General features: G+C 52.8%; 26 protein-coding genes and 1 pseudogene. 17 read left to right on the forward strand and 10 right to left on the reverse strand.

Translation table 11 applies throughout. From position 1 onward, the window contains the following. Positions 1 to 597 (reverse strand): annotated as a pseudogene (locus Q371_RS01790) (transposase); the annotation flags it as partial. Positions 598 to 1,097: 500 nt separating this feature from the next. On the opposite strand from Q371_RS01790, the gene Q371_RS01795 reads away from it, so the two are divergent. The 3 genes from Q371_RS01795 to Q371_RS01805 all read left to right on the forward strand — a co-directional run bounded on the left by Q371_RS01795 (position 1,098) and on the right by Q371_RS01805 (position 3,766). Beyond that, positions 1,098 to 2,402 carry a sensor domain-containing diguanylate cyclase gene (locus Q371_RS01795; protein WP_034335395.1) on the forward strand — a complete coding sequence of 435 codons (1,305 nt, stop codon included), beginning with the start codon at positions 1,098 to 1,100 and terminating at the stop codon, positions 2,400 to 2,402. A gap of 69 nt (positions 2,403 to 2,471) precedes the next feature. Continuing rightward, on the forward strand, positions 2,472 to 2,861 hold the full coding sequence (locus Q371_RS01800; RefSeq protein ID WP_034335397.1) for a rhodanese-like domain-containing protein: 390 nt from the start codon (positions 2,472 to 2,474) through the stop codon (positions 2,859 to 2,861). Between the two features lie 428 nt (positions 2,862 to 3,289). Further along, positions 3,290 to 3,766, forward strand: coding sequence for an SRPBCC family protein (locus Q371_RS01805; protein WP_034335398.1), 477 nt, complete (start codon positions 3,290 to 3,292; stop codon positions 3,764 to 3,766). Positions 3,767 to 3,790: 24 nt separating this feature from the next. Here Q371_RS01805 and Q371_RS01810 read toward each other — a convergent pair whose 3' ends face one another. Then, complete coding sequence (locus tag Q371_RS01810) at positions 3,791 to 4,654, reverse strand: polysaccharide deacetylase family protein (RefSeq protein WP_051963076.1); 864 nt, start codon at positions 4,652 to 4,654, stop codon at positions 3,791 to 3,793. Positions 4,655 to 4,732: 78 nt separating this feature from the next. Beyond that, complete coding sequence (locus tag Q371_RS01815; RefSeq protein ID WP_034335400.1) at positions 4,733 to 6,295, reverse strand: choice-of-anchor I family protein; 1,563 nt, start codon at positions 6,293 to 6,295, stop codon at positions 4,733 to 4,735. A 179-nt stretch (positions 6,296 to 6,474) separates the two neighbouring features. Here Q371_RS01815 and Q371_RS01820 point away from each other — a divergent pair, with 179 nt between their 5' ends. From Q371_RS01820 to Q371_RS01835, 4 genes are all read left to right on the forward strand, one after another. Further along, positions 6,475 to 7,761: an ABC transporter substrate-binding protein gene (locus tag Q371_RS01820; RefSeq protein ID WP_034335402.1), complete on the forward strand. Its 1,287-nt coding sequence runs from the start codon at positions 6,475 to 6,477 to the stop codon at positions 7,759 to 7,761. Positions 7,762 to 7,987: 226 nt separating this feature from the next. Continuing rightward, entirely contained in the window at positions 7,988 to 8,950 is a 963-nt protein-coding gene (locus Q371_RS01825) for a carbohydrate ABC transporter permease (RefSeq protein WP_245618188.1), read from the forward strand. Further along, entirely contained in the window at positions 8,940 to 9,758 is an 819-nt protein-coding gene (locus Q371_RS01830; RefSeq protein ID WP_034335404.1) for a carbohydrate ABC transporter permease, read from the forward strand. Before Q371_RS01825 ends, Q371_RS01830 begins: the two co-directional genes overlap by 11 nt. A 322-nt stretch (positions 9,759 to 10,080) precedes the next feature. Then, positions 10,081 to 10,692, forward strand: coding sequence for a hypothetical protein (locus Q371_RS01835; protein WP_157442452.1), 612 nt, complete (start codon positions 10,081 to 10,083; stop codon positions 10,690 to 10,692). Between the two features lie 217 nt (positions 10,693 to 10,909). Here Q371_RS01835 and Q371_RS01840 read toward each other — a convergent pair whose 3' ends face one another. Further along, the gene (locus Q371_RS01840; RefSeq protein WP_211253787.1) at positions 10,910 to 11,929 is read right to left on the reverse strand and encodes an NAD(P)-dependent alcohol dehydrogenase; all 1,020 of its coding nucleotides are present in this window, start codon (positions 11,927 to 11,929) and stop codon (positions 10,910 to 10,912) included. Positions 11,930 to 12,012: 83 nt separating this feature from the next. On the opposite strand from Q371_RS01840, the gene Q371_RS01845 reads away from it, so the two are divergent. Both Q371_RS01845 and Q371_RS01850 read left to right on the forward strand, forming a co-directional pair. Further along, positions 12,013 to 12,690: a TetR/AcrR family transcriptional regulator C-terminal domain-containing protein gene (locus tag Q371_RS01845; protein WP_034335407.1), complete on the forward strand. Its 678-nt coding sequence runs from the start codon at positions 12,013 to 12,015 to the stop codon at positions 12,688 to 12,690. Positions 12,691 to 12,792: 102 nt separating this feature from the next. After that, positions 12,793 to 13,872 carry a DUF4419 domain-containing protein gene (locus Q371_RS01850; protein ID WP_051963077.1) on the forward strand — a complete coding sequence of 360 codons (1,080 nt, stop codon included), beginning with the start codon at positions 12,793 to 12,795 and terminating at the stop codon, positions 13,870 to 13,872. Positions 13,873 to 13,934: 62 nt separating this feature from the next. Here Q371_RS01850 and Q371_RS01855 read toward each other — a convergent pair whose 3' ends face one another. Then, positions 13,935 to 14,648, reverse strand: a complete 714-nt coding sequence (locus Q371_RS01855; RefSeq protein ID WP_034335409.1) for a B3/B4 domain-containing protein — start codon at positions 14,646 to 14,648, stop codon at positions 13,935 to 13,937. A gap of 603 nt (positions 14,649 to 15,251) precedes the next feature. Between Q371_RS01855 and Q371_RS01860 the strand changes: the two genes are divergently transcribed. The 4 genes from Q371_RS01860 to Q371_RS01875 are packed head-to-tail and all read left to right on the forward strand — an operon-like array spanning position 15,252 to position 16,345. Beyond that, positions 15,252 to 15,581, forward strand: coding sequence for a hypothetical protein (locus Q371_RS01860; RefSeq protein WP_034335410.1), 330 nt, complete (start codon positions 15,252 to 15,254; stop codon positions 15,579 to 15,581). Further along, positions 15,565 to 15,783, forward strand: coding sequence for a hypothetical protein (locus tag Q371_RS01865; protein WP_157442453.1), 219 nt, complete (start codon positions 15,565 to 15,567; stop codon positions 15,781 to 15,783). The genes Q371_RS01860 and Q371_RS01865 overlap by 17 nt, the downstream gene beginning before the upstream one ends. A gap of 7 nt (positions 15,784 to 15,790) precedes the next feature. After that, entirely contained in the window at positions 15,791 to 16,036 is a 246-nt protein-coding gene (locus tag Q371_RS01870) for a hypothetical protein (RefSeq protein WP_157442454.1), read from the forward strand. Positions 16,037 to 16,048: 12 nt separating this feature from the next. Then, positions 16,049 to 16,345, forward strand: coding sequence for a hypothetical protein (locus Q371_RS01875; RefSeq protein WP_034335415.1), 297 nt, complete (start codon positions 16,049 to 16,051; stop codon positions 16,343 to 16,345). A gap of 89 nt (positions 16,346 to 16,434) precedes the next feature. On the opposite strand, the gene Q371_RS01880 is transcribed toward Q371_RS01875, so the two are convergent. The 5 genes from Q371_RS01880 to Q371_RS26765 all read right to left on the reverse strand — a co-directional run bounded on the left by Q371_RS01880 (position 16,435) and on the right by Q371_RS26765 (position 21,569). Then, positions 16,435 to 18,003: an ATP-binding cassette domain-containing protein gene (locus Q371_RS01880; RefSeq protein ID WP_034335416.1), complete on the reverse strand. Its 1,569-nt coding sequence runs from the start codon at positions 18,001 to 18,003 to the stop codon at positions 16,435 to 16,437. A 170-nt stretch (positions 18,004 to 18,173) separates the two neighbouring features. Then, positions 18,174 to 20,885: a class III lanthionine synthetase LanKC gene (gene lanKC / locus Q371_RS01885; RefSeq protein ID WP_034335418.1), complete on the reverse strand. Its 2,712-nt coding sequence runs from the start codon at positions 20,883 to 20,885 to the stop codon at positions 18,174 to 18,176. A gap of 136 nt (positions 20,886 to 21,021) precedes the next feature. Further along, positions 21,022 to 21,177 carry a class III lanthipeptide gene (locus Q371_RS26755; protein ID WP_157442455.1) on the reverse strand — a complete coding sequence of 52 codons (156 nt, stop codon included), beginning with the start codon at positions 21,175 to 21,177 and terminating at the stop codon, positions 21,022 to 21,024. A 41-nt stretch (positions 21,178 to 21,218) separates the two neighbouring features. After that, on the reverse strand, positions 21,219 to 21,374 hold the full coding sequence (locus tag Q371_RS26760) for a class III lanthipeptide (protein WP_157442456.1): 156 nt from the start codon (positions 21,372 to 21,374) through the stop codon (positions 21,219 to 21,221). 39 nt (positions 21,375 to 21,413) lie between these two features. Then, complete coding sequence (locus tag Q371_RS26765) at positions 21,414 to 21,569, reverse strand: class III lanthipeptide (RefSeq protein WP_157442457.1); 156 nt, start codon at positions 21,567 to 21,569, stop codon at positions 21,414 to 21,416. A gap of 353 nt (positions 21,570 to 21,922) precedes the next feature. Here Q371_RS26765 and Q371_RS01890 point away from each other — a divergent pair, with 353 nt between their 5' ends. From Q371_RS01890 to Q371_RS01905, 4 genes are all read left to right on the forward strand, one after another. Next, complete coding sequence (locus Q371_RS01890) at positions 21,923 to 22,114, forward strand: hypothetical protein (RefSeq protein ID WP_034335420.1); 192 nt, start codon at positions 21,923 to 21,925, stop codon at positions 22,112 to 22,114. A gap of 82 nt (positions 22,115 to 22,196) precedes the next feature. Beyond that, entirely contained in the window at positions 22,197 to 22,565 is a 369-nt protein-coding gene (locus tag Q371_RS01895; RefSeq protein ID WP_034335421.1) for a hypothetical protein, read from the forward strand. A 24-nt stretch (positions 22,566 to 22,589) separates the two neighbouring features. Then, positions 22,590 to 22,796, forward strand: coding sequence for a hypothetical protein (locus Q371_RS01900; RefSeq protein WP_034335422.1), 207 nt, complete (start codon positions 22,590 to 22,592; stop codon positions 22,794 to 22,796). A gap of 105 nt (positions 22,797 to 22,901) precedes the next feature. Next, positions 22,902 to 23,444 (forward strand): SMI1/KNR4 family protein, encoded by a 543-nt coding sequence (locus Q371_RS01905; protein WP_034335424.1) that lies wholly within the window; start codon positions 22,902 to 22,904, stop codon positions 23,442 to 23,444. The last annotated feature ends 27 nt before the right edge of the window (positions 23,445 to 23,471 follow it).

Consider the following 23,471-nt stretch of genomic DNA (forward strand, 5'->3'; position numbering starts at 1 on the left):
CCGCTGTACCCTTGATCCACAAACGCCACTTCCACATTCACTCCGGTCAGGTGTTGAACCTCTTTGCACAACTGGCCCACTTGAGCACGGTCCTGTTCGTTCGCTGGGGTCGCCAGAACCGTCAGGAGATCTCCCAGAGTATCGACCACCAAGTGAATCTTGGTGCCTTTCTTTTTCTTGGCTCCGTCATAGCCTGCCCGAGATCCACTTTCGGGGGTGCTTTGTAAGGTTCTTGAATCGATGATCACTGCAGTGGGTTGCGCATTTTTCTTCTGCTGCACTCGGGTCACGATCCTGAGGTCGTGCACCATGTCTTCAAAGCAGTGGTGATCAAACCATCTCTGGGCTTGTTGGCGCACGATCTCTGCTGGGGGGAAGTCGTTGGGGAGGTATTCCCAGCGGTCAGGCCCCATTCTGGGTGCCGTTCTGACCAAGACAGGGTGCCCCACTTCTGACCATCCAGAACAGGGCATTGAGGACATCTCGGATGGGGTATTTTCTTTGTGCTGCATCCTCTTTGGTGAGGAGCAAGTAAGGGAGCATAAACTGGTAGGTCTCATCGTCGATATCGGTGGGGTAGCCAGTACGGGCTTTCATTCTTGTATGATGAGGGCACAACTTTCTGCTGTCCAGCACGCTTGGCTGACAACAGAATTCACCTTCCATGATTCAAATCACATCTTGGTACGCTCTAGGGGTAGAACCTTTTGTAGGGTTAAAAAACTAATAATATCATTAAAACAGCAAACAATTAACTTAAAAATGAAACTATAAAATTAAAACTGACACATGCATCCATAACCGATGGCAGAAACTTCCAGACCTTGACCCAGCATGTGTTTTTCCATGGGACCTCCAGATGTGACTCACTTTACACCTGCTGCAATGCACTTTGCAGCAGGTGTAAAGCTGGAAAGCAAGAATTGTGAATAAAATATGCTTTACTTAATTTGTGAATTTTTTATTGAAACGTTTATTGAAATGTTTCTGGTCAGGCTACAAAGCAACCCTGTCATTTCAGGTATCCTGTGGTTCAAACGCTAGGCTTGCAGCATGCACTGGACACCAGTAATGTTGTGGGCTTCCTGGAGATCTCCATGCCCGAGTCGCAAAACCTGATTGAAGAACGCAGATTGGAAAAACTGTACACCTACCGCATTCTGGACACCCCGGATGAGTTGGCTTTCAATGAAATTGCGGACGATCTGCGCTTCACCTTGCAGGTCCCGATGGCCCTCATCAACTTTGTGGACCGAAACCGGGTGTGGTTCAAGGCCTGCGTTCAAGCCACTGGACCCTCTTCTCCTGATGAAGGCCCCAGAGATGTGGTGTTCTGCTCCTACACCATCCTTTCGGATGACGCGTTGATTGTGCCGGACATGCGCCTTGATGAACGCTTCCAAAACAACCCTCTGGTGACTGGAGAACCCCATGTGCGGGCATATGCGGGTGTCCCACTGGTCACTCCGGACGGTTACCGGATTGGAACAGTGTGCTGCATGGATTTCCTGCCAAGGTCTTTCACGGAACGTGATCGGGAGCACCTGCAACGGGCCGCCAGACGGGTGATGAGTGAACTCGACCAACGGCTTTTGAGGCGGGAATACAGTTCGGTGATGCAGCAACTGCAAACCCTGATGCAGGCCTCCCCCAGCGGTTTTCTGTTGCTCTCCAAAAAACAAAAGGTCCTCGGGCTGAATCCTGCAGCAAAAGACATTTCCGGCATGGACCTTCAAGTGGACCGACCTTTTGACCTGCAAGCGCTTCAACCCGATCCTCGCGTCTCAGAAACAGAGCCGGTGTATGCCAGAGCCTCTGGTGAAGGCTGGTTCACGGTGACAGAAGTGAACATTCCGGGGCAGGACAACCGTTTGCTGGTCTTCGAGGATGTCAGCGACCACATCCACCACCAGTTGTCTTTGCAGGACATGGCTTTCAAGGACAGCCTGACTGGACTGTCCAACCGCAATGCTTTTTACGGCATGCTGGAAGGGGTGTTGCAGCAAAAAGACATGGCGGTGGCGTTTCTGGACCTGGATGGTTTCAAGCAAATCAATGACCTGTATGGTCACCACGCAGGAGACGCCCTTTTGCAGGAAGTGGCCCAGCGCTTGAAAGGTGCAGTGCGTGCGTCTGATCGGGTGTTCCGTCTGGCCGGAGATGAATTCACCTTGATCCTCAGGGGGGATGTCTCTGAGGCCACCTTGCAGGCCATTGCAGAACGCATCTTGCACACCATCCACGAGCCCTTTGTGTTTGAAGGCCAGAGCATGGATTTCGGCATTTCTCTGGGGATCACCCTGCCCAGAGAGCGGGACACTTCAGATTCACTGCTGTCCAGAGCAGACAAACTGATGTATGAAGTGAAGCAGTCCGGCAAAAACAATTACCGGATGGGGTGATGGGTGCTCTGGTGTCCAACAGGGACGTTCGACATGGTTTTTGATATCCCCTTGGGGTATCTTTGAGCCATGCTGAACATTTCTTTTTCCAGAGGGTTGGTGGCAGGTTTGCCCTTGTTCTTGGTGGCTTGCAGTGCTGGAACGGCCACGGTGCAAAATGTGTCCGTGCAGGATTTGCAAAAAGCACACCAGCAGGGCAGCTTCATTCTGGATGTGCGAACCCCCGAAGAATACAACGAAGGTCACGTGAAAGGGTCCATTTTGCTGCCCCTGAACGAGCTTTCCAACCGCTTGCATGAATTGCCCCATGAGGGTGACATTTATGTGGTGTGCCGGAGTGGAAACCGCAGCCGTCAGGCCAGTGAACTGCTGGTCCAAGAGGGCTTCCAGAATGTGTACAACGTTGAAGGTGGAATGCAAGCATGGCAAGCAGCCGGTTTTCAAATTGTGCGACGGTGAAAGGGTCAAAACATCTGAGGGTTTCACAGCGGTCTGAAACTTTCATGATTGATTTCAGGGTTTCCAATCATCAATTCACAGATCTCTGACACCTTTCCACAGGTGGAAAAGCCAGGCTTGGAACCTTTCCACCTGTATTTCTGAACAACAACCCTTGCCTTTCAGTGGTCTGTCTCTTTGAATGCATCAAAGTTTACTAATCAGAAAAGATTTGATACGAAAAACTGTAATGATTCAGCAATTTACTATGTTTGCCATCAGAACAAATATAGCATTTTTCATTTTTTGTATGAAATTCGCCCAAATAAGTCATTCTGCGCAACACATGGCATTTGTGATAAATCAGAAAGACACCACTGCATACAATCAGCATATAAACTAAGTGAAAACCCTTATCCCCTGAGCACCTGAACACCCGAGGAGACCGCATGCACCTTTGCACCCACACTGTACAGGCCGAAACCACCGCAGCCGCCCTCTGGCAATTGTGGACCAACGTCAAACACTGGCCAAGCTGGGACACCCGTCTGCAGTCTGTTGAAATGAACACCCCTTTCAGACAAGGCAACTCTGGCATGCTGACCTTCAAAGACGGCACCCAGAGAAAATTCACCGTGATCAAACTGCAAATGCTGGAAAGCATCGTGATCCTGATGCCTTATCAGCACAACAGTGAACAGCGCATTGCCTGGGACATCAAGAGCACCGATGGTGGTGCTGTGACTTTTGAGCAGGAAGTGACCCTGACCGCCAGTCCTTTCTCCATGCTGCTGCTGAGGGGTCAGAAAGACATGCTGGTCCAGCAGGCCACCGATCAACTGCAGAAAATGGTTCAGATGCTCGAAGGAGCAACCTCCCCGTTTCAGGACACTGCAGGACGAGGAAACCCCAAAACCGCACTCTGAAAAGCACCCTGAAAAAACTGTTTGTCACTGGCTGTCTGAAAGGGCAGCCTCTTCTTGTGACATTTGCTGAAACAACTCTGGCACCGTCACGAAGCGGTAGCCCTGTTTGTGGGCTGCTTCAATCAGGGTGGGAAGTGCCGCAACCGTTCCAGAGCGGTCCCCTCCCCCATCGTGCAGCAAGATGATCGCTCCGGGTTTGAATCCGGCCTGAATGTCATGGATCACCTGATTCCGGTCTTTCTGCAGGTAATCGGGCGTGGTCACCGACCAGAGCACCACACTGTCGTTGCGTTTGATGGCCTGACGCACCAGACCGTTTTCCATGCGCCCTCCGGGTGGCCTGAACAGCTGTGACCCCTGTCCGATGAGTTTTTGCAGTTGATTTTCAACCAGATCGATCTCTTTCTGGGCCACTTTGGCTGGCATTTTGCGGTAACGGTGGCTGTAGGTGTGGTTGCCAATCACATGGCCTTCTTTGTGAATCTGTTGAAGCACCTTCGGATACATCTCGATGTGCTTGCCGATCACAAAAAAAGTGGCTTTGACCTGATGCTTCCTCAGGATGTCCAGCACTTCAAGGGTGGTTTTTCCCCAAGGACCGTCATCAAATGTAAGCGCCATCCATTTGGCTCTGGGGCGCACAAAATACACACTTCGACCAAGGTATTCAGCAGGGATGACTTGCCCAGTTTGGGATTCCACCAGAGGGGGCAACACCTCGGGAATGATTTTCACTTCAGGCAACACCGGTTTGGCCACAGGTTTGGAATACACCAGAGGGGTGCTCCATCCCAGCACCAGAGCCAGAACGAACACCCCCAAAATGGATTTGATTGTGGATTTGAACAGCTTGGATTTGATCAAGGCAGACAACGCAGAAAAAGACACAACACCGTTATACCCGTCTTTGTTCAGAATTGCATCCGTTGTTACAGTTGTTCGGTTCCTTTGACAAAAACCTGAGCTTCACTTCAGAGCGCGAGACACATTGATGATGCTGATGCTGCCCTCTGGATCGATGGTGTAGTCGTCGGAGGGTTCCGCTTCGTTGGCCACCAGCACATATTTGCCGTCTGGTGTGAAAGTCAGCATGTCAGGCAGGCTTCCTACAGGCACCTGAGCCTTCTGGTTTCCCTGTGCATCGAAAAACACCACTTTGCCTGCATCGGTTTTGACAGCAGCCTGAACCGCCACCGCCACAATCCCACCTGAGACAGCGACGCTGTTGGCCGCTTCTCCAGCATTTTCGAACTTGAGTTGCTTCACGAACATGGGCTTGGCAGGGTCTTTGAGGTCCAGCACATCGATGCTTTTGCTGTAACCGTTCACCACATAAAGTTGCTTGCTATCCTTATCGTAAGCGCTGATTTCTGCGGCCCCTTTGTCCAGCACAGGCAAACCGTTCTCGGTGAACAGGTGACGCCCGAGCAGGGACAGTTTTCCAGCAGTTGAAACAGTGTACAGGGTGGTGCTGCCACTCACTTCGTTGGTGACCACCAGCAGGTTTTCACCGTTCGGACTGTCTGTGGCTGGAATGAACAAAAGCCCCTCAGGCCCGAGGTCACTCTTGCCTTTGAAAGCTTTAAGGTCTTCGGTAAAGTCACGGTTGCTGATGTAATCGGTGACCACCGGGTTTTTGGGGTCCGACACATCAAAGACCATGATGGCGCTCTGGCGTTCCAGCCCCACAAAAGCGTAGGTTTTTGCCCCAAGGGTCGCCACCGTGATCCCTTCTGGCTCGGGGCCTTTGTTGTCGCTGCGGTTGTCGATGGTGTTGCTGGTGTGGTTGGCATTGAAGCCCAGAGGCTCTTTGGCGGCCACAGTTTGTTCGATCAGGTCTCTGGAATCGCTGACCAGCTCCCCTTTGCTGTTCCAGATGCTGATGCTGCGGGCACCAAAACTGTACAGTTCACGGTATTTGCCATCCTGGTGACCCAGAGTGGAAGTGACGTTCAAACGGGCAAGTGCGAGGGTCTGCTCCGGGGTGAACACCGCTGAATCCAGAACCATTTTGGACACACTGGTTTCTTCTTTGAAGTCACCCCACTCTCGGGCGTCCCCTTCGTTGGCGGTCACCAGAAAGGTTTCGTTGTTGACCTGAAACCGGGCGATGCTGTCTGGTTGGTACATGCCTTTGACTTTCACAGGGGCGATCTGGATGGTTTTGTCGGTGTCGTTCACATCCATGCCGTTGCCCGCCAGACTGTGGTCCTTGAAACCCAGAGGCACAATCTTCTGAACACGGCCAGAGGGAATGTCAATGATGGCCAGAGCATTGTTCTCTTGGAGGGTCACCCACGCCGTCTTGGAGTCTGCTGAAACCGCAATGTACTCGGGCTCAAGGTCCTGTGCCACGCTGGGGGCTCCCTTACCGAAAATCCGCACACCCGACTGGATCAAGGTGTCTTTTTTGCTGTTGAAAGCACCAAAACCCGCGGTGGTGACGGTTTGTGTTTCGATGATGGGCAGAGGGGCTTGCTGGCAGGCGAACAGGGACAGGGCCACAGAAAAAAGCACAATGCGTTTCATACAAGGGTGATTTGAACACCCGATTGTCAGCCCAACGTGGCGGTTTTGCCATGCTTCTGTCAGATGACCGTTGCTTGATCAAACACTGAATTTGCGGTGACATCCAGCCTTTAGTAATGAAAAGCATTGGAGGGCTGAACCGGGTCTAAGGTTCACGTCCTCCGGGGAGGAATTGCACCATGAAACGAATCACCCTGCTTGCTGCACTGATGCTGGGGGCTGCACAAGCCCAGACCACCGTGGACTTCTGGTACACCTTCGGGGATGCCAAACGCTCCGGGTTCATTCAAGAACGCGTTGAGGAATTCAACAAAACCCGCAAAGACGTGAAAGTGGTCGCCACCTACAAAGGCAACTACAACGACACCCTGCAAGCCGCCATTCTGGCTTCCCGTCAGGGCAAATCCCCCGCTCTGGTGCAGGTGGTGGAAGTGGGCAGCCAACTCGCCTGGGACAGCGGCATCTTCCAGCCTGTGGGTGGCATCGGCAAGGTGGATTTCTCCGATTACATCAAACCTGTGCTGAATTACTACACCATTGGTGGCAAAGTGAACAGCCTGCCTTTCAACTCCTCCTCTCCCGTGCTGTACTTCAACAAAGACCTGATGGAAAAATACGGTCTGGACGCCAGCCGTCCACCCACCACCTACAGCGCTGTGCTGAAAGCCTGTGAAAAAATCAAACAGCAAGCCAGCGACGTGAAATGCATCGGCTTCAACATCCACTCGTGGTTTGTGGAGCAGTGGATGGCCCAGCAAGGGGCCGCTCTGGTCAACAACGACAACGGACGCAAAGCCAGAGCCACCGAATCCAACCTGACCAGCCCTGCTGCCAAGAAAATCTTCAACTGGATCAAAACCCTCAGCGACAAAGGGTACTACACCTCCAGCGGCAAACTGGAAGACTGGGACGGCAGCGACGCCATCTTCACCGGAGAGAAAGTGGTCTTCCACATCACCTCCACCGCCGACATCGGCAACATCGGGGATGCAGCCAAAAAAGCTGGATTCAAGATGGGCGTGGGCGTGCTGCCCATCGCAGACGGCAGCAAACGCAACGGTGTGGTGATTGGTGGGGCTTCCTTGTGGGTGGCCAAAAACATCACCGACAAGCAGTCCGAGGCTGCTCTGGACTTCGCCCTGTACCTGACCAACCCCAAAAACATGGCAGCATGGCACAAACTGACCGGTTACTACCCTGTGCGCAACAGCAGCGTGGACCTGCTGAAAAAAGAAGGCTGGTTCTCCAAAGCCCCTGTGCAAACCGTGGCCTTCAACCAGCTTCTGAAAACCGAACCCAGCGTGGCCACCGGCGGAGCCTTGATGGGCAGCTTCATCGAAGTGCGCAAGATCATTGAGGAAAGCATCCAGAAAGTGCTCTCAGGGCAACCGGTGGACGCCACCCTGCAAGACGCCAAGAACCGTGCCGACAAAGCCATTGGGGACTACAACAAGAACTTCCAGTGAGTTCTGGTGTAAGTTCACAGCGAGAATCCTCGCACAGGACAGTCCAGGTCGAGCAACTTCATTTGTGAAACTGCACCAGCAGCCTATTGGAGGGAACTCTGGAAAGGGCAGAAAGCCAAGACCGAGTGTTCTTTCTCCTCCTGCTGTAAACTCCCTCAGAGCACCCACCCCTCAACATCACCCCTTTTCCTCCCCCACAAGGGGAGGAATTTGGCTGGAGAATCCCTTGAACACCACCCGCAAACCTGAATTGCCGTTCTCAAACAAGAAAAAACAACCCTCTGACAGCCCAGAGCAGGGCACCTTCAAAAGCCCTTTCTTGCCCTGGCTGTTCTTGCTGCCGTCTCTGGTGGTGCTCGGGGTGTTTCTGTACTTCCCAGCCATCGAGACCTTACGCCTGAGCCTGTACCAGAGCAGTGTTTTTCTGGGCACCGAGCGTTTTGTGGGGCTGGAGAATTTTGCAGAGTTGCTGTCCAGTCCGGTGTACCACCAGAGCATCCTGCAAACCCTGATTTTCATGGGGATCACCGTGACCTGTGGGATCACTCTGGCATTTGGACTGGCTTTGCTGGCCAACCGTCCAGTGCGTGGAGCGAAGATCTACAGGTTGCTCCTGATTTACCCTTATGCCCTCTCCCCTGCCATTGCTGGAACCCTGTGGCTCTTTCTGTTCAATCCAGAGATCGGTCTGGTGAACGCCCTCCTGGAGCGTTTCTTTGACCTGAAACCCCGCTGGCTGGATTCGCCTTTTCTGGCGTTTTTTCTGGTGTGTGGGGCTGCCGTCTGGAAGAGCCTCGGATACAACGTGGTGTTTTATCTGGCCGCCCTGCAAAACGTGCCGAAAGACACGCTGGAAGCTGCCCAGATTGATGGGGCTGGAAGCTGGCAGCGCATCCGGTTCATCCTGATTCCAATGCTGAGCCCGATGACGTTTTTTCTGGTGTTCACCAACATCGTGCAGGCCCTGTTTGACAGTTTCGGACTGGTGGACATCCTGACCAAAGGAGGGCCAGTGTATGGACAGACCGGGATCACCAGTTTTCTGATTTACCAACTTTATCTGGATGGTTTCGCCAATGCCAAAACCGGGTTTGCTGCTGCGCAAGCGGTTCTGATGCTGATTCTGGTGGCAGGCATCACCTTGCTGCAATTTCGCACAGGAGGAAAGCAGGTGCACCATGGTGCGTAAGAACTGGAAAGACCCCCTCACCCACCTCTTGCTGTGCATCGCTGTGGTGCTGGTGGGATTCCCCCTCATTTTCGCTCTGGTCAAAGCCACACAGGACAGCAGTCAGGTGATTTCGGCACAGATGCATCTGGGAAGCGCCTTGCTGGAAAACATCCAGACCGCATGGAACACCGCGAGGCTCGGGCAGTACATGCTGAATTCCTTTGTGGTGACGGTGGCCGTCACCCTCGGAAAAACCCTGCTTTCCCTTCTGGCCGCTCTGGCCTTCGTGTATTTCCGGTTTCCCCTGAAAAACATGGTGTTTGCTCTGGTCTTGTTCACCCTGATGCTGCCCACCGAGTTGCTGATCGTGTCCCTGTTCAACCTGATCACCGACTTCGGATGGAGCAACACCTACGCAGCCATCATTGTGCCGTTTCTGGCTTCTGCCACTGGGGTTTTCCTGTTCAGGCAACACTTCATGAACATCCCCCACAGCCTTGCCGAAGCTGCCCGTCTGGACGGGTGCGGTCCGTTGCGTTTCCTGTGGCACATCCTGATTCCGATGAGCTGGAACACCATCGGGGCACTGGCAGTGATCCAGTTCGTTTACGTGTGGGACCAGTACCTGTGGCCTCTGGTGGTCATGCAGAGCGAAGACAAACAGGTGGTGCAGGTCGGACTGAAGAAACTGATCGATGTGGGCGGAGCCACCGACTGGGGGGCCGTGATGGCCGGGGCCGTCATCAGCATTTTGCCCCCTCTGGTGGTGTTCACCTTGCTGCAAGAGCAGTTCAGCCGGGGGTTTGCTCTGGGGCAGGAGAAGTAAAGAAGTTTTCAGTTTTCAGTTCAAAGTTGGCAGCCAACCTCTGGCAGGATGCTGGTGGATGGGATGAAGAGCCCCGATGGATACAGGGCTCTTCATTCCAGAGCAGCTTTCCTGCGCCCCATGCACCTCAAAATCAAGCCCATGCAGACCAGTTCGATGCACACGAAAAAAGCGTAAGACAGGGTTAAACTTCCAGCACCGCTCACATAAAGGGCATAAATTTTCGGTCCTCCGTTGTGAGTACATAAAATGAAAAACTTCAAATTGACATGCTATACTGGAAAACACAACATAACTTGGTTTTCGGAAAAAGAAGGCAATGATGAAAACAGTAGAATTAAACAGAAAAGTCAATATATTTCTTAAAGAAATACTCCAACCGCTTGGCTTTAAGAAAACCAAAAAATACGACAACTACCGAATATCTATGCCTTATGGGTTTGCAGAGATAGGATATACTTACACAAATTACATGCCCCATCATTATAAAGTGCGCTTCCACATATCAGTAAGAATTGATATTGTCGAAACAGCTTTCAGAGAAATTTTCAGCGAGTCAGAAATGAGTAACCCATCATATACCATGGGAATGAATTTAACATATTTTGGCCTAGAAAATGACCATTACAAAGTCCACGATGACAATTCCTTACAATTGGCCTTTATGGACTTCAAAAAGCGCATGGAAAGCGTTTTTTCTTTTTTAGAGCAATGCAAAATTCTTGAGATGGCTGCAGAGATCCTAAGCGACGAAGTTTTAGTGGGAAGAAATTTCCACTACATCGTTCACAAAAAATACCATCGAATGCTTCTGATTCAAAAATTGATAGGTGGCGCAGATTTTAATAAATGTATAGAATTCATTATAGCTCATCCTTGGTATAAAAATAATCCTCAACTTAGAAATGAATTTAATATGATCATAAATACATAGTGAGATTATCTAATATATCACAGAACACACTATTTATGGTGGGCAAAATATTTATGAAGGTGTTCATTGGCCGAGAATTCGACTGGCATGAATCATCATAAATGAACAATTGAAATAAACTTTCCCAGTGACGATTTCTTTGTAAAAGCTGGAAGTTTCTTACTCTGGTTGTGGATCTTTATAAAGGACGGCCAACACGATGGGCACTTTGGTGAACTCAGGGAGCTTGAACCGTGACCACCACACTGCCACGCTTGCGTCCGGTGTCCACGTAGCGGTGGGCTTCGGGCATCTGGGTGAAGGTGTACTCGCGGTCCACGACGGGTTTCAGGTGTCCTTCCTGGGCCCATCTGGCCAGCAACTGGATGTCCTCTGCTTTTTCGGTGATGGGGCCTGCCACCACTTTTTTGCCAGACAGGCTTTGTCCCAGAGAGGCCAGCATTTGAGGCAAGGTCGCCAGCACCAGCAAGAGGCGACCTCCAGAGCGCAGCACTTTCTGGCTGCGTTCAAATGGGGCGTTGCCCACCGCATCCACGATGATGTCGTAGGTTTCGGTGCCTGTGGCGAAGTCTTCTCTGGTGTAGTCGATGACTTTGCTTGCCCCCAGAGAGCGCACCAGTTCGGCGTTTCTGGCACTGCACACCGCGGTCACTTCTGCACCCAGATGGCGTGCAATTTGAATGGCAGCAACCCCCACCGCCCCTGATGCTCCATTGACCAGCACACAGTTTCCGGCTTTCAGGCCACCCCTGCGGTAGAAATCCAGCATGGTGGTGCCTCCGAAAGGCAGAGAGGCGGCTTGCTGATGGCTCAGGTTGGCCGGAGTGAGGGCCATGGTGCCTTTTTCTGAAATGCACAGGTATTCGGCGTGGGCACCCATTTTCATGCCTGCCATGCCAAACACCCGGTCTCCCACTTTGAAACCCGTGACGTCTTTGCCCACCTCTTCGATGACCCCGGCAAATTCGGTTCCCAGCACGGTCATTCGGGGTTTGTTGATGCCCATCACCAATCGGATGATCGGTCCAAAGCCTCTGGGCACATTCAGGCTGCGCATCCGGCAGTCCCCAGAGGTGACGGTGGTGGCATGAACCCGGATCAGCACCTCATGGTCTCTGGGGGTGGGTTTGGGCATGGTGGCGAGGTGCATCACCTCTGGGGGTCCGTATTCAGTGCGAACCATGGCTTGCATGGTGGTGGCTCTGGTTTGGGTCTGGGGGTTGGATTGGGTGGTCATGGGGGTCTCCTGTTTACCTTACGGCGTAAGGTTATAGATTCAGAGTAGCCTTACGTTGTAAGATTGTCAAGAGAACCTCTGACATGCCCAAAAACACTCCCCCTCCATCTGAAAAAAAACCGCGCAACAAGCTGGACCGCGAAAAGGTCCTGCAACACGCCCTGACCATCGCCGATCAAGAAGGCATCCAAGCCCTGACCATGCGCAAACTGGCACAGGATCTGGGTGTGGAAGCCATGTCCCTGTACCACCACTTCGCCAACAAAGAACGGCTGATGGACGGAATGATCGATCTGGTGTTCATTGAAATTGAGATGCCCACCGAAGGCCTCTGGAAAGACCGCATCCGAACCAGAGCCATCTCTGCAAGACAGGCCCTCAAAAAACACCCTTGGGCTGTCGGTTTGATGGAGTCCCGCACCTCACCCGGACCCATCACCCTGCACCACCACAACAAGGTGATTGAATGCTTCCGGACCAGCGGATTTTCGATTCCGGCAACCGCCCACGCCTATGCTTTTCTGGACAGTTTCATTTTTGGGTTCATCCTGCAGGAAATCCAGTTGCCGTTCAGCACTTTTGAAGACGCCGGACCCGCTGCCGACAGCATCATGTTTGAGGTGTTCAAAGGGGAATTCCCATACCTGACCGAACTGGCCACCGAGCATGTCATGCAGCCCGGATACAACTATGCCAGAGAGTTTGACATCGGGCTGGAAATTGTGCTGGATGGAATTGAAAAGATGAAAGACGTGTATTGATCGAACATCAACTGGAATTTTTCCTCTGGTGTGGCTTCACACAGGCCAACGACATTGCAGGCTGAACATTGCACACCCTCTGGAATGAAAGGGCACATACACATGACGCATGCCAAAATTTTGAACAAAACAGACCGGTCCATATGCTTTCAAGTGGTTCAGGTCCAGAGAAAAAAGCACCTGTTGCCCTCATGGTCTCTGGAGAAACAACTTCAAGATCACCTGAAAACCTCACTCCTTGAATGCAGCCATGCATCCAGCACCCGCGTGATTCAGGCAGGATTGCACCACCCTCTGATCCGGGCTGTGCACGCAGCGTACAGCAACCACTTCCCCCTGAAAATCACTCCAGATGTCTTCTGGTTGACCCTCAGTCAGGGTTTTGCTTTGCACATCCAAACCCACACTGAGACGCTCAGGGACTTTTTTGTGTCCCACCATGGCCGCGAAAAGCTCACTGTCTACACTTCCGGTCTGGCTTCCCGCAAGGATTGGGAGCAGGTGGTGGAAACCTGGTGTGAACAAATCACCACACACGTGGGACAAGACACTTCTGCCCTTTTTCGCTGTGACTTTTCCACCAGCACCCCCATCACCCAGACCGCCAGTCAGATTGTGATGATGGCCGGATTGAAGGAATACTTTGAATATGAACTGATGTGGGTGTGTGGTATCCCGCAAGTGACCCTTGAAGGCACCTTGAAGGACTGGAAAGACATCAAAAACAGGGTGGAACAGTTGGCTTTCTATGATCTTGAATGGTGGACAGACCACCTGCTGCCCATTTGCAATGCGCTCGTGGAAACCGCTGCTGGACGACCACCTCTGGAGTTCTGGCAAGACCTTTACTTGCCTGTGGAGTCATATGGGACACAAAAGATCACAGGATGGCTGAAATGCTTGTTTCCATACCTTGAGAACACCATCACCAGCGGATCCGAAGCCCAGAGAAACCCTTGTTTGGATAAGCCGTTCAATGGCTTCAAATCTGCTTCCACATTGAATCCCGGAAGTGTCCCAGATGGGCTTTCCAGAGTCCCTTTTCAACTGGTTCAAGCTGAACAATCCCAAGAACTGTATCTGCTGGGTGGATGTCTTGGCGTGCAGCAATCGGCGGAAGACCACACCCTTGAACCCATGGTGGGTTGGGGCGTTTTCTCTCCACCTGTGGTCAAACTTTGAAGCTTTTGAACAAATCATGGCTCCTTTATGACAAGTGGTCACCACAAGCTTTTACAGGACACTTACAGGCTTTCAACCCCGAGCCATTGCTTTGAGATCTGGACTTCAGGGCAAACCTTCTGGAGCAGTTCAATCAGTTCTGCACCTGCTTTCTGGAGTTCCAGAGGTCCCTCTGGCAGCAAATGATCCAGCAGGAAGTATGCAGAAGTGGCCTGCTCGGTCAGACGGGTGCGGGTGCCCTGCCTCCAGTTCCAAGCCCGACAGGTGACCCCTCTGGCATCAATCCAGACCACTTCCCCTTGCTGGGGATACTCGATGATGTGCTGACCGTCTTTGACGGTGTCAAAAGGCTCTGTCCCAGAGGCGAACTTCAAACACACCTCTCCCTCCACCTGTGAGAGGTCTTCGCCTCCAGAGGGGAGAACATGGCGCACACTGATGGCGTTGTACAGGTCCACCAGGAGGTTGATGCGGGGCAGGTTCTGGCCTTTGAGGACGCGGGTGATCAGGGCCTCGGCAGAATTCTGGAGCTTCTGGGGCTTCACGCCAAACAAGCGGTAGGCTTCGCGCCATGCTTGCATGTGTGGATGTGCTTTGAAGGCAGCAAGGTCAAAACGCTGCCGAATGTCTGCCTCCACCTCTGCCAGAAGTTGGTCTGTGAAAGGGGTGCTTGGGCTGTTTTGCAGGTGTTTCGCCACCAGAACCAGAGCCCTGTAGGTCGGGTATCTGGCTGTTACCTCTGGGCTGACTTGAATGGAAAAAGGGAGGTTTTGCATGTCTGGAATGATACAAATTGCCAGCAGGCCTCAACAGGTCCACCTGTGAGGAAAAGCAGGGGACCAGTGGACGATTGCAGCATGCAAGTTTGCTTCAACGTGAATTTTTGAGGCTCAAGAGGTCTTGCATTCCCATCCAGATCAGACCCTTGGAACTTTCTTCACCATTTTGATCAGGAATTGATCCTCTGGACTCCATCAGCATCGGTTTCCAGCCTTCCTGAGCATTCAATTGAATGTGCATCATGTTTCCACTGAAGCACATCCTTTCAAATAGATTTTCAGATCCCCTTCAGAAAATCAACAGTTTGATTTAAGGTTACAAGATCACCATGGAAAAGACCCAGAAAATATTTTTCTTTGTTGGCATTTTAAGATCTTGTATGATACCTCAAATTCATCCTGAAGTTGCGATTTCTGGCACGATCCTCTCATTCTGATTCTGATGGATTTTGTTTCAGTTTTTTATCATTCATTTGTCATGTTGCATTTTTATGATGAGGTGTACTTCAACGATGTGATTTGGTGTTTTTTGCCCAATATGGGCCTCTGGATGACCCTCCAAGCACATGCAAATCCAGAGTTCATCTGACAGGAGTTTTGATGCCCACAGAATCCTTCTTTCCACCAGATGTCCCTTCAAACCTGTCCCAGCAGGTGCTTGAATGGCAAACCATGACCCGCAAAGACCCCGAGCCCCGGGAAGAACTCTGGTTGATTGCCCACCAGCAAGAGGAAACCATTCCGGTGCTTTCCTTGCAGGAATGGTGCAACTTGCACCCTGAAGCCACCGACCCTGAACCGCAAGCCCTGCTGGAACAGGGAAACCTGCTGCTTGAAAAAGGTTTTTCTGTCTGGCAACTGCGTGAGCATCTGCTGCCTGCCCCTCTGCTCTGGAAAGGACCACTGGATGAGGGTGTATTTCATTCGTGATGCAGGTTTGCTGAGCGTGGTGCAAGCAGCCACCGCTGGAGATGCCTTGCGGTTCTACAGCCAGGCCCACGGCTGGAAAATCCCCGAGTCCAGCTTGCAGCCCGTGCGAAACGGGGTGTGGGCTTTGTTCCACGGAGAGTTGATGGTCTTTGACCACGATCCGAGGGTGCCTCAGCCTGTCATGCCCTCCGAAGAGAGTTGAGGTGACCATGAAAGTGTTTGGCACGTCCCTGAATGTGATGGTCCGACAGGAGAACAACGTGCATCAGGTGATCTGCTCTTTGCAGGTTCTGAACATGCTGATGGATGCCCATGACATTCTTGAGCCCATTTTCATGGACAACCAACCCCACTGGATCAGCCATGCCGATTTCACCGACCTCGAAGCTGCACGTCTGGCCGAAGACCTGTTTGTGGTCCGGTTGACCCTGGAACCCATGCAATCAAGTGCCTGAAAGGAGGACAACGTGGCTTTTAAACCGAAACCTGAACGGGTTTTGCATCTGGAAACCCTGCTGAACGGCTACCGCCTGAACATCGATCCCCTGCCCAGAGAGCAGGCCGAAAAACTCGGAGATTCACCCGACATGGTGCGTGTGCACCTGTGCACCCTCCACCTCCCCCTGCTCAGCCATTACGAGGACTGGATGGTTCAGCAACTCGGTGGCGTGTGCCACATGGAGATGAAGAAAATCCGCTCGGGTCTGGCGAAATTGCACCGCAAAAGTGTGGATGAGCTTTATCCGTGGTTGCAGAATTCGTGAAAGAGGCAGAAGGCAGAAAGCTTGAGATCCTGAAATTCAGGACCTCAAGTCATGGGACAACCTGCTTTTTGCTGATCGCTGACGGCTTCTCACAGTGCCACAGGGGGACTGGCAGGGCTCAGGGTCACCCGGCCTTGCACCTGCATGATGGCGTCAAAGTGGGACCTCAGGGGGCCAGCACCGTGCAAAATCACCAGCAAGGTTTTGCCCGAGGTGTATTCCAGAATGGCTTCCAGAAGCTCGGGTTGGGTTTGCTGGTCCACGTTGGCCAGAGGTTCGTCCAGAATGTAGCAGTCGGCTTCTTTGAGGACGCACATCAGCACATTCACTTTTTTCTTCTGGCCCAGAGAGAGTTCGGTGTAGGTTTGTTCCAGCAGAGGGTTCAGTCCCAGCTTTTCGATCAGGGGGGCGGTCAGGTGCTCGGGGTAAACACTGAACAGTTCACGCAGGGTCAGGGTTGGGAAATGGACAGGCTCGACCAGTGCGCTGATTTCGTCGGGAAGGCTGATGGTGCCCACCAGAGGTTTCAGCAACCCTGAGAGCAGGTGGGCCAGTGTGCTTTTCCCTGCTCCGTTGGGGCCTTCAATCAGGATGCGCTGACCGGGCGGAATGTGGAGGTTCACATCCCGCAGGACCACCTGCTGACCATATGCAAACTGCACCCCGTTCAGGTCGATGTCCTGCACACCAGAGGAAGGGGCGGTCTCGGGTTCGGCTTGCTGCTCGAATTCTTGCAGGCGTTCCACGGTGGCCTGAATGATCGAGATGCGCGGAATGGAGTCGATCAGGGATTGCAGGGCGTTCACGGCAAGCCAGTAGGCGTTCATGAAAGCCATCAATCCGCCAAACGTCAGGCTGCTGGTCATGATGCTGTACCCTCCAGCCAGAATCACCAGCATTTCCATGATGCTGAGGAACAGTCCGCTGAGGGTGCTGTACAGGCTCATGTTCTGAATGCGGGTGTAATTGGCCCGCAGGTACTGGTCAAAGCGGCTCTGGTACTGCCCGAGGGCCAGAGGGGCCAGTCGGAACATCCGCACGGTTTTGTAGGCTTGCAGCAAACTGGTGTTCACTTCGCGCAGGTCAGCAGATTTTTCCTGCTCTGCTCGGGTGTTCTGGTGGATTTTTCCCGCGTACCTGCGGGACATCAGCAGCATGAAGGGGGTGATCGCCAGCATGATCAGGGTCAATTTCCAAGAAATCAGCATGATGGTGACCATCCCCCCAATCAAAGTGGCCGAGGACCGGAACAACCCGAGCACCGTATCCAGCGAGGGCTGCACGCTGGATTGCACTTCGTCGTAGGTGCGGGAAACAAAGTAACCTTCCCCTTTTTCCTGAATCCTCTGGTAAGGCACCCGGAAATACAGGCGGGTCACCTTCAGGGCGAGGTCCAGCAGCATGCGGTTGGAGAGCCTTTGCTTGTACAGGCGGTACGCGTAATCGATGTACCGGAGGCCCGTGAACAGCACCAGACTGCCCACCGCCACCCACACGAACACCTCGAAGTTCTTCTTGATGACGGCTTCATCGAACAGCAATTTGATGGCCAGAGGGTTGATCAGGGTCATCACCAGCGCATAACCCACCCCCCACAGCAGTGCGATCAGAAAGGCCCTCTGGTGCCTGCCGATCAGGTAAAGAAAGGTTTTTTTCATGTTGGTCTCCTTTGGGTTCGCTTGTCGGTGTTCAGAACGGGAAAGTCATCCAGATCGGCTTTTTTCTTGATCAGAAGCCAAAGCTCAAAAGTGTTTTTTGCTGACGGCTGATGGCTGACCGCTGTGCGCTTGTTTTGAAAGCAAAAAGGGAGGGTTTCCCCTCCCTCTGGTCAGAAGGTTGCCCCCACAGGAGGGGTGTGCAGGTGGTGACTGCTGAACAGGAGTTCATCGAGCAGGAAATTGAAGTTTCCAGTGTGGTTTTTCAGGCGGTGCAGGAAAAGGGCCATGCCTGCCGATCCGGTGGCGTAATCCGTCGAGATGCGGTGCAGGTAATCGCCGGGGAACGCCAACCCCTCCTCTTTCTTGATGCCGAAGAGCAGCATTCCGCTGGCTGCTCGGTGTGCCAGAGGCAGGTAACTGTCGTCTTGCAGGAACTGGTGGCAGTCCAGCAGGTAATTTCCCAGTCCGGTCAGGCCCGCAAAGAGGCTCGGGAAGAGGGCGTACTTGTGGGCCACGGCCCCTTTGATTTTGCCAATCAGGTCCAGGTAGCGTGCATCTCCGGTCAGGTGGTGGTAGCGCAGCAGGACCGTGCCCACCCCTGCGCTTCCGTGCATCAGGTAAGGAAACAGGGTGTTGAGGTTCTGGGTGTTGTCGGGAAACCCGAGGGTGCCTTCTTCGGTGTCTCTGGCGTGGTTCAGGTCAAAGTCGAGGGCTTTTTTGCCCATCTCCAGATGGCTCTGGTCTCCGGTGGCACTGTAGAGGTAGAGCAGGAACAGGGCGATTCCTGAAGATCCGTGGGCATAGCCGATGTGGTGGTATCCCTTGCTGCCCCATGCCAGTCCTTTGTCGGACTCAATGGCGGTTTCTGCCAGAACTTCTGCAACGATGCGGGCTTCTTGCAGGTACAGGTCTTCTCCGGTTTTCTGCCAGAAGTACAGGCAGGTCAGGCCGTATCCGGCAGCCCCGTTTTGCAAATCCATGCTCTTGTACAGCAGGGGGTGCAGTTCAGCATGCTTCAGGACTTTCTTGCCTTGCTGCACATACCCGAGTTCTGCCAGCGTCCAGGCCATGCCAGAGAGCCCTCCGTACAGTCCGGGCACGTAACCAGCGTGGATGTCCTGCCGCAGAATCCACTGCATCACCTGCTCGGGCACTTCCCCTTTGAGGGTGTGCAGGGCGTATGCGATCCCGAGGGCACCGTGGTCCACACTGAGGGGGTTGTTGAGGTGTGGCCCACCGGGGAACAGACGGTCTTTGCGACCAAAATCCGCCACACTTTCGGTGTAGGTCAGGATGCGCTGCATGTGCTCTTCCAGAGCCTCATCGGAGATCAGGTCTGCGTTGTGCAGGATGTTCATTTCCCCGATTTGCATGGATTCATCGGAGAGCATTTCGATGATCTCTGGGAGGGAATAAACCGTCTCACTTTGCCCGGTCAGGCTGAGGATGATGTTCACAAAGGCCTCGGGAATGCCGAAATCCTGCTGCACTTCACGTGTGAACACCCGGATGGCGTCAGGCTTGATGCCTGTCACCACCGTCAGGGGCATCATCAGGGAAAGCAAGGTGGAACCCAGAGCAAAATGGTCATCGGCAAAGTCGATGCCTTCGCGGCCTTTGCGGTCCTGGCTGGCAAAACCGGGGGTGTAGAGGTTCACGGGCTCATCGATGCCCACTTCGCAGGCCCCTTCAAAGTCAATCAGTTTCACCTGCAAGGTGTCCGCAGAAATCAACATGATGTTGTTGGGCGACAAATCCCCGAACACCACCTGACGTTCGTGCAACTGGTGAATCACCTCCACGATGTTTCTGGACAGCACCCGCAGGCTTTTGAACCAGTCCTGCACCTCGGGCAAGGTGATGTGGGTGCGGATGATCTTGCTTTTCTGGGCAGCATAACCCCTCAGAGAGCTGCCCTCGATGCGCTCCTGCACCAGAAATTCATGCTCCCACTCGGTAAAGTAATCGATGGCCTCTGGTGAGATGCCACTGCCCGAGAGGGCTTGCAGCAAACGGTGCTCTTTTCTGAGCTGGTCGATGGCGTCGTTTCCAGACAGGTTCATGTTGGTGTGGGGTCTGGCCTCCTTGATCACCACCTGTTTTCCGGTGTGCTGGTCGAGGGCACTGTACACCCCTCCGGTGTTGGAGTGGCCCATCACGCCATTGACCACGTAACGCCCGCCGTTCAGACCTCCAGAGGCTTCCTCCTCTTCTGAAGGGAAAGGGTCTTGCACCCATGCAGGCAGCACAAATTGGGGGCTGCGCTGGTCCGGGACCTCCTCAAAGTTGGGGGCCAAGAGCATGGGGGTGGGGTCGCCAGAGGCATCGAAGCGCTTGATGGAACGGATGCCACCGTAGCGGTAGTACAGCACCTTGTTGTCCTTGTAGCGCTTGTCGGACAGGATGTAGGGTCCCTCCTGCCCCTTCAAGACCCCATCGAGGTCAGAAAGCAGGATTTTGAACTGCTCCTCGTTGCGGGGATACACGGTCATGAACTTGCCCGAGGACCCTCTGGAGCAGGATTTGGAGTTGAGCAGGGACAAAATGAAGTAATCGCTGGCAAACTTGAAAGCCGTCTGGTGCTTCACCAGCACAGGAACAGCCAGGGTCAAAATTTTCTCTGCATTTTTGGGTGTTGCGGAAATGTGGATTTTCCAGCCCTGCACCGGAGCACTGGAATCCAGAGGTAGCGCGTGGGTCCAGAAAGCCTCCTGCATGAGCCGCCAGGACCGGGGGAGGATGCCTCTGGCCCGGTTGTAGAAGTGCTCTCTGGGCTGGTAGCGCTCCAGAGGCTCGTAGAACTCGCTGGAGACGTGCAGTTTGCTGATCACTTTTCTGAAACGGTCTTCTTGCAGTGTGGATGCGTTGGCTTTCTCGGACATGTGGCATCTTCCCTTCTGGTCGTTCACCCGACCATTCGGGTGACGTGAGCGCTTGTGCAGGAGTTCACATCTTGAAAAACCTTCCTGCATGGGGAATCCCCCATGCAGGTTGGACGGTGGGAACAACGGACATTTCTCAGTTCAGTTTCTTGATGGTGCGGGTGCAGCCCTCAGACCAGGTGCTCCACTCGTCGGTGCCCACGGTGTTGCAGCCCTCGGAGGCGGTGCTCCAAGCCATGGCTTCGGTGCTGTTGTCGGCTTTCATGCTTTGCAGGTTCAGGATGTTTTTCATGGTTTTTTCTCCTTTGAATGAATGGGTGAAGGGGCAAGAATTCAGCGTTGTTTGGTGATGGTTTTGGTGCAGCCTTCAGACCAGGTGCTCCACTCGTCGGTGCCGATGGTGTTGCAGCCCTCGGAGGCGGTGCTCCATGCCATGGCTTCAGTGCTGTTGTCGGCTTTCATGCTTTGCAGGTTCAGGATGTTTTTCATGGTTTTCTCCTTTGAATGAATGGGTGAAGGGGCAAGAATTCAACGTTGTTTGGTGATGGTCTTGGTGCAACCTTCGGACCAGGTGCTCCACTCATCGGTGCCGATGGTGTTGCAGCCTTCAGAAGCGGTGCTCCATGCCATGGCCTCGGTGCTGTTGTCGGACTTCATGCTTTGCAGGTTCAGGATGTTTTTCATTTCATCCACCTCCTTCCGTTTTCGTTTCCTTCGGGTTGTTTCCGTTGGTGATGAGACAGTTGTACTCGCTCCTCTGGGAAACCGCAGAGAACCCCTCCACGTTCCCAAGGGAAACAGGCAGGGAAACACCCGCTTTGCAGGTTAAGGGGTTGGGCTTTCGGCTCCCAGTTCGTCAAACTTCTTGGCATAAAATTCCGTGCGACACGGCAAATCAGTTGCAAAAGCCCAATGGATGTCCATGTCCATCAAAACGGGTCAAGCCGTGATTTTGGCAGGGAATCCAGAGCCTTCCCTGCTGGATTCCCACCGGATTCCCACCCCCTCTGTCACACTGCATGCACGGAGGAACACCCATGAAAAAGCTGATTTTGATGGTCAAACTGCTGTCGATCTCCCTGTGTGCTCTGGGCGCATCCCAGAGTCAGGCGGCTTCCCTTCCCCAGACCAAAAGCACCGAATCTCTGGACGAACTGAAGCCCTGGCCTCCCCACTGGCCCCCGGATCACGATTGCTGCTACGCCTCGGGCAGTGCGGAACAGAAATAAGGAACAAATGGGGAACACAAAGATCGGCAGGGCAACCTGCCGTTTTTGCATGCTCTGGGATGGGTCAGGGTAAAATTTTGTTGTGACCGTGCAGATTCCTGATTTGGTTGTGTTTGAAGGACAAACCTGGTTTTTGCAAGGGGTTGAACATCCGCCCCTGCTGCCTACAGCATGGCTGGATGAGGTGCAAACGTACAATTCATCTGCTTGCGTTCGAGGATACACAGCCGAATTTGTTGTTCAAGACGGCCAATTGATGCTGGATTCACTTCAGGCAGACCTGATGGACCCTTTTCAAACATTCCTTGGGCATGCAGCACAGGCCACAGGTCCAGAGGGAGCATTCGTTTTTCCTCATTTGCAGCAACCTCTGGCGTACAGCGGAGGGCTTTTGTTGTGTCAGGGCTTCATTCCAGAATTGCGGGTCAACAGCGGTTTTCAGCGACCTTAGAAATTTGAGCAGGTTCAGGAATGGGTGTTCCAGAATGGCAAGCCCTGTGAAACCCGAGATGTGTCCAGAACCATGCAAACCCTCCGTGAATCGTTCGCTGCCATGGGGAACCCCACAGGAAAATACACTTCTATGGACACCCTCAAAGACTGGGTGGAGGTGATGTTTTCTCTGGAGTACGATTCAGCAACATTGCTGGACCGATGGTCAAAGCAGGCTTTGGAACTGTAAATCACATCCGTTGCCATCATGACAATTGATGCCTCTGGCAGAGATGAACATACTGAGATCCCAACCAATCAAACAGTTCTCCTCAGGATTGTGTAGTCTGGTCTGGTGAGACGTTATGATCACTTGAGTCCATACTTCCAGATCCTCAAACATGCTCAGTTCACCCATTCTGGGGTATCCCTTCAACAGATCAAACAATTGGCTTTTGAAACAAACATTTCTTTTCCTGCAAGCTGGATAGAATGGTTACAAGAAGTCAATGGGGCTTTCCTTGGAGAACAGTATCTTTTAGGTTTAACCTCCAATGCTCTACTTGATTTTCAACAGCTCTGGCATCGTTTTCCCAACTGGAAATCGAAAAAATACATTCCAGTGTGTGGAGATGGTTTTGGAAATTTTTATGTGATCTGTACACAGCAAGAATATGGCCAAGGGTTCCCCATTGGTTTTATGGATCATGAAAAAGGCATGGACGTTCCTGACTTTCTGGTGGCATCCTGTTTTGAGGTTTTTGTAGAACTGCTGGTTCGCAAAGAGGTAAACCGTCACTTTCCTTGGCCTTTCGATGAGAACACTGTACGCGAGTGGGATCCTGATCTGTTGACTTTTGAAGGCGCTTCCTTGCCGTGGCAAGAAGGCTCCAACTGAATGATTGAGGCCTTCTTTGTGGATCTG

The sequence above is a fragment of the Deinococcus misasensis DSM 22328 genome (assembly GCF_000745915.1).
GTDB lineage: Bacteria > Deinococcota > Deinococci > Deinococcales > Deinococcaceae > Deinococcus_C > Deinococcus_C misasensis.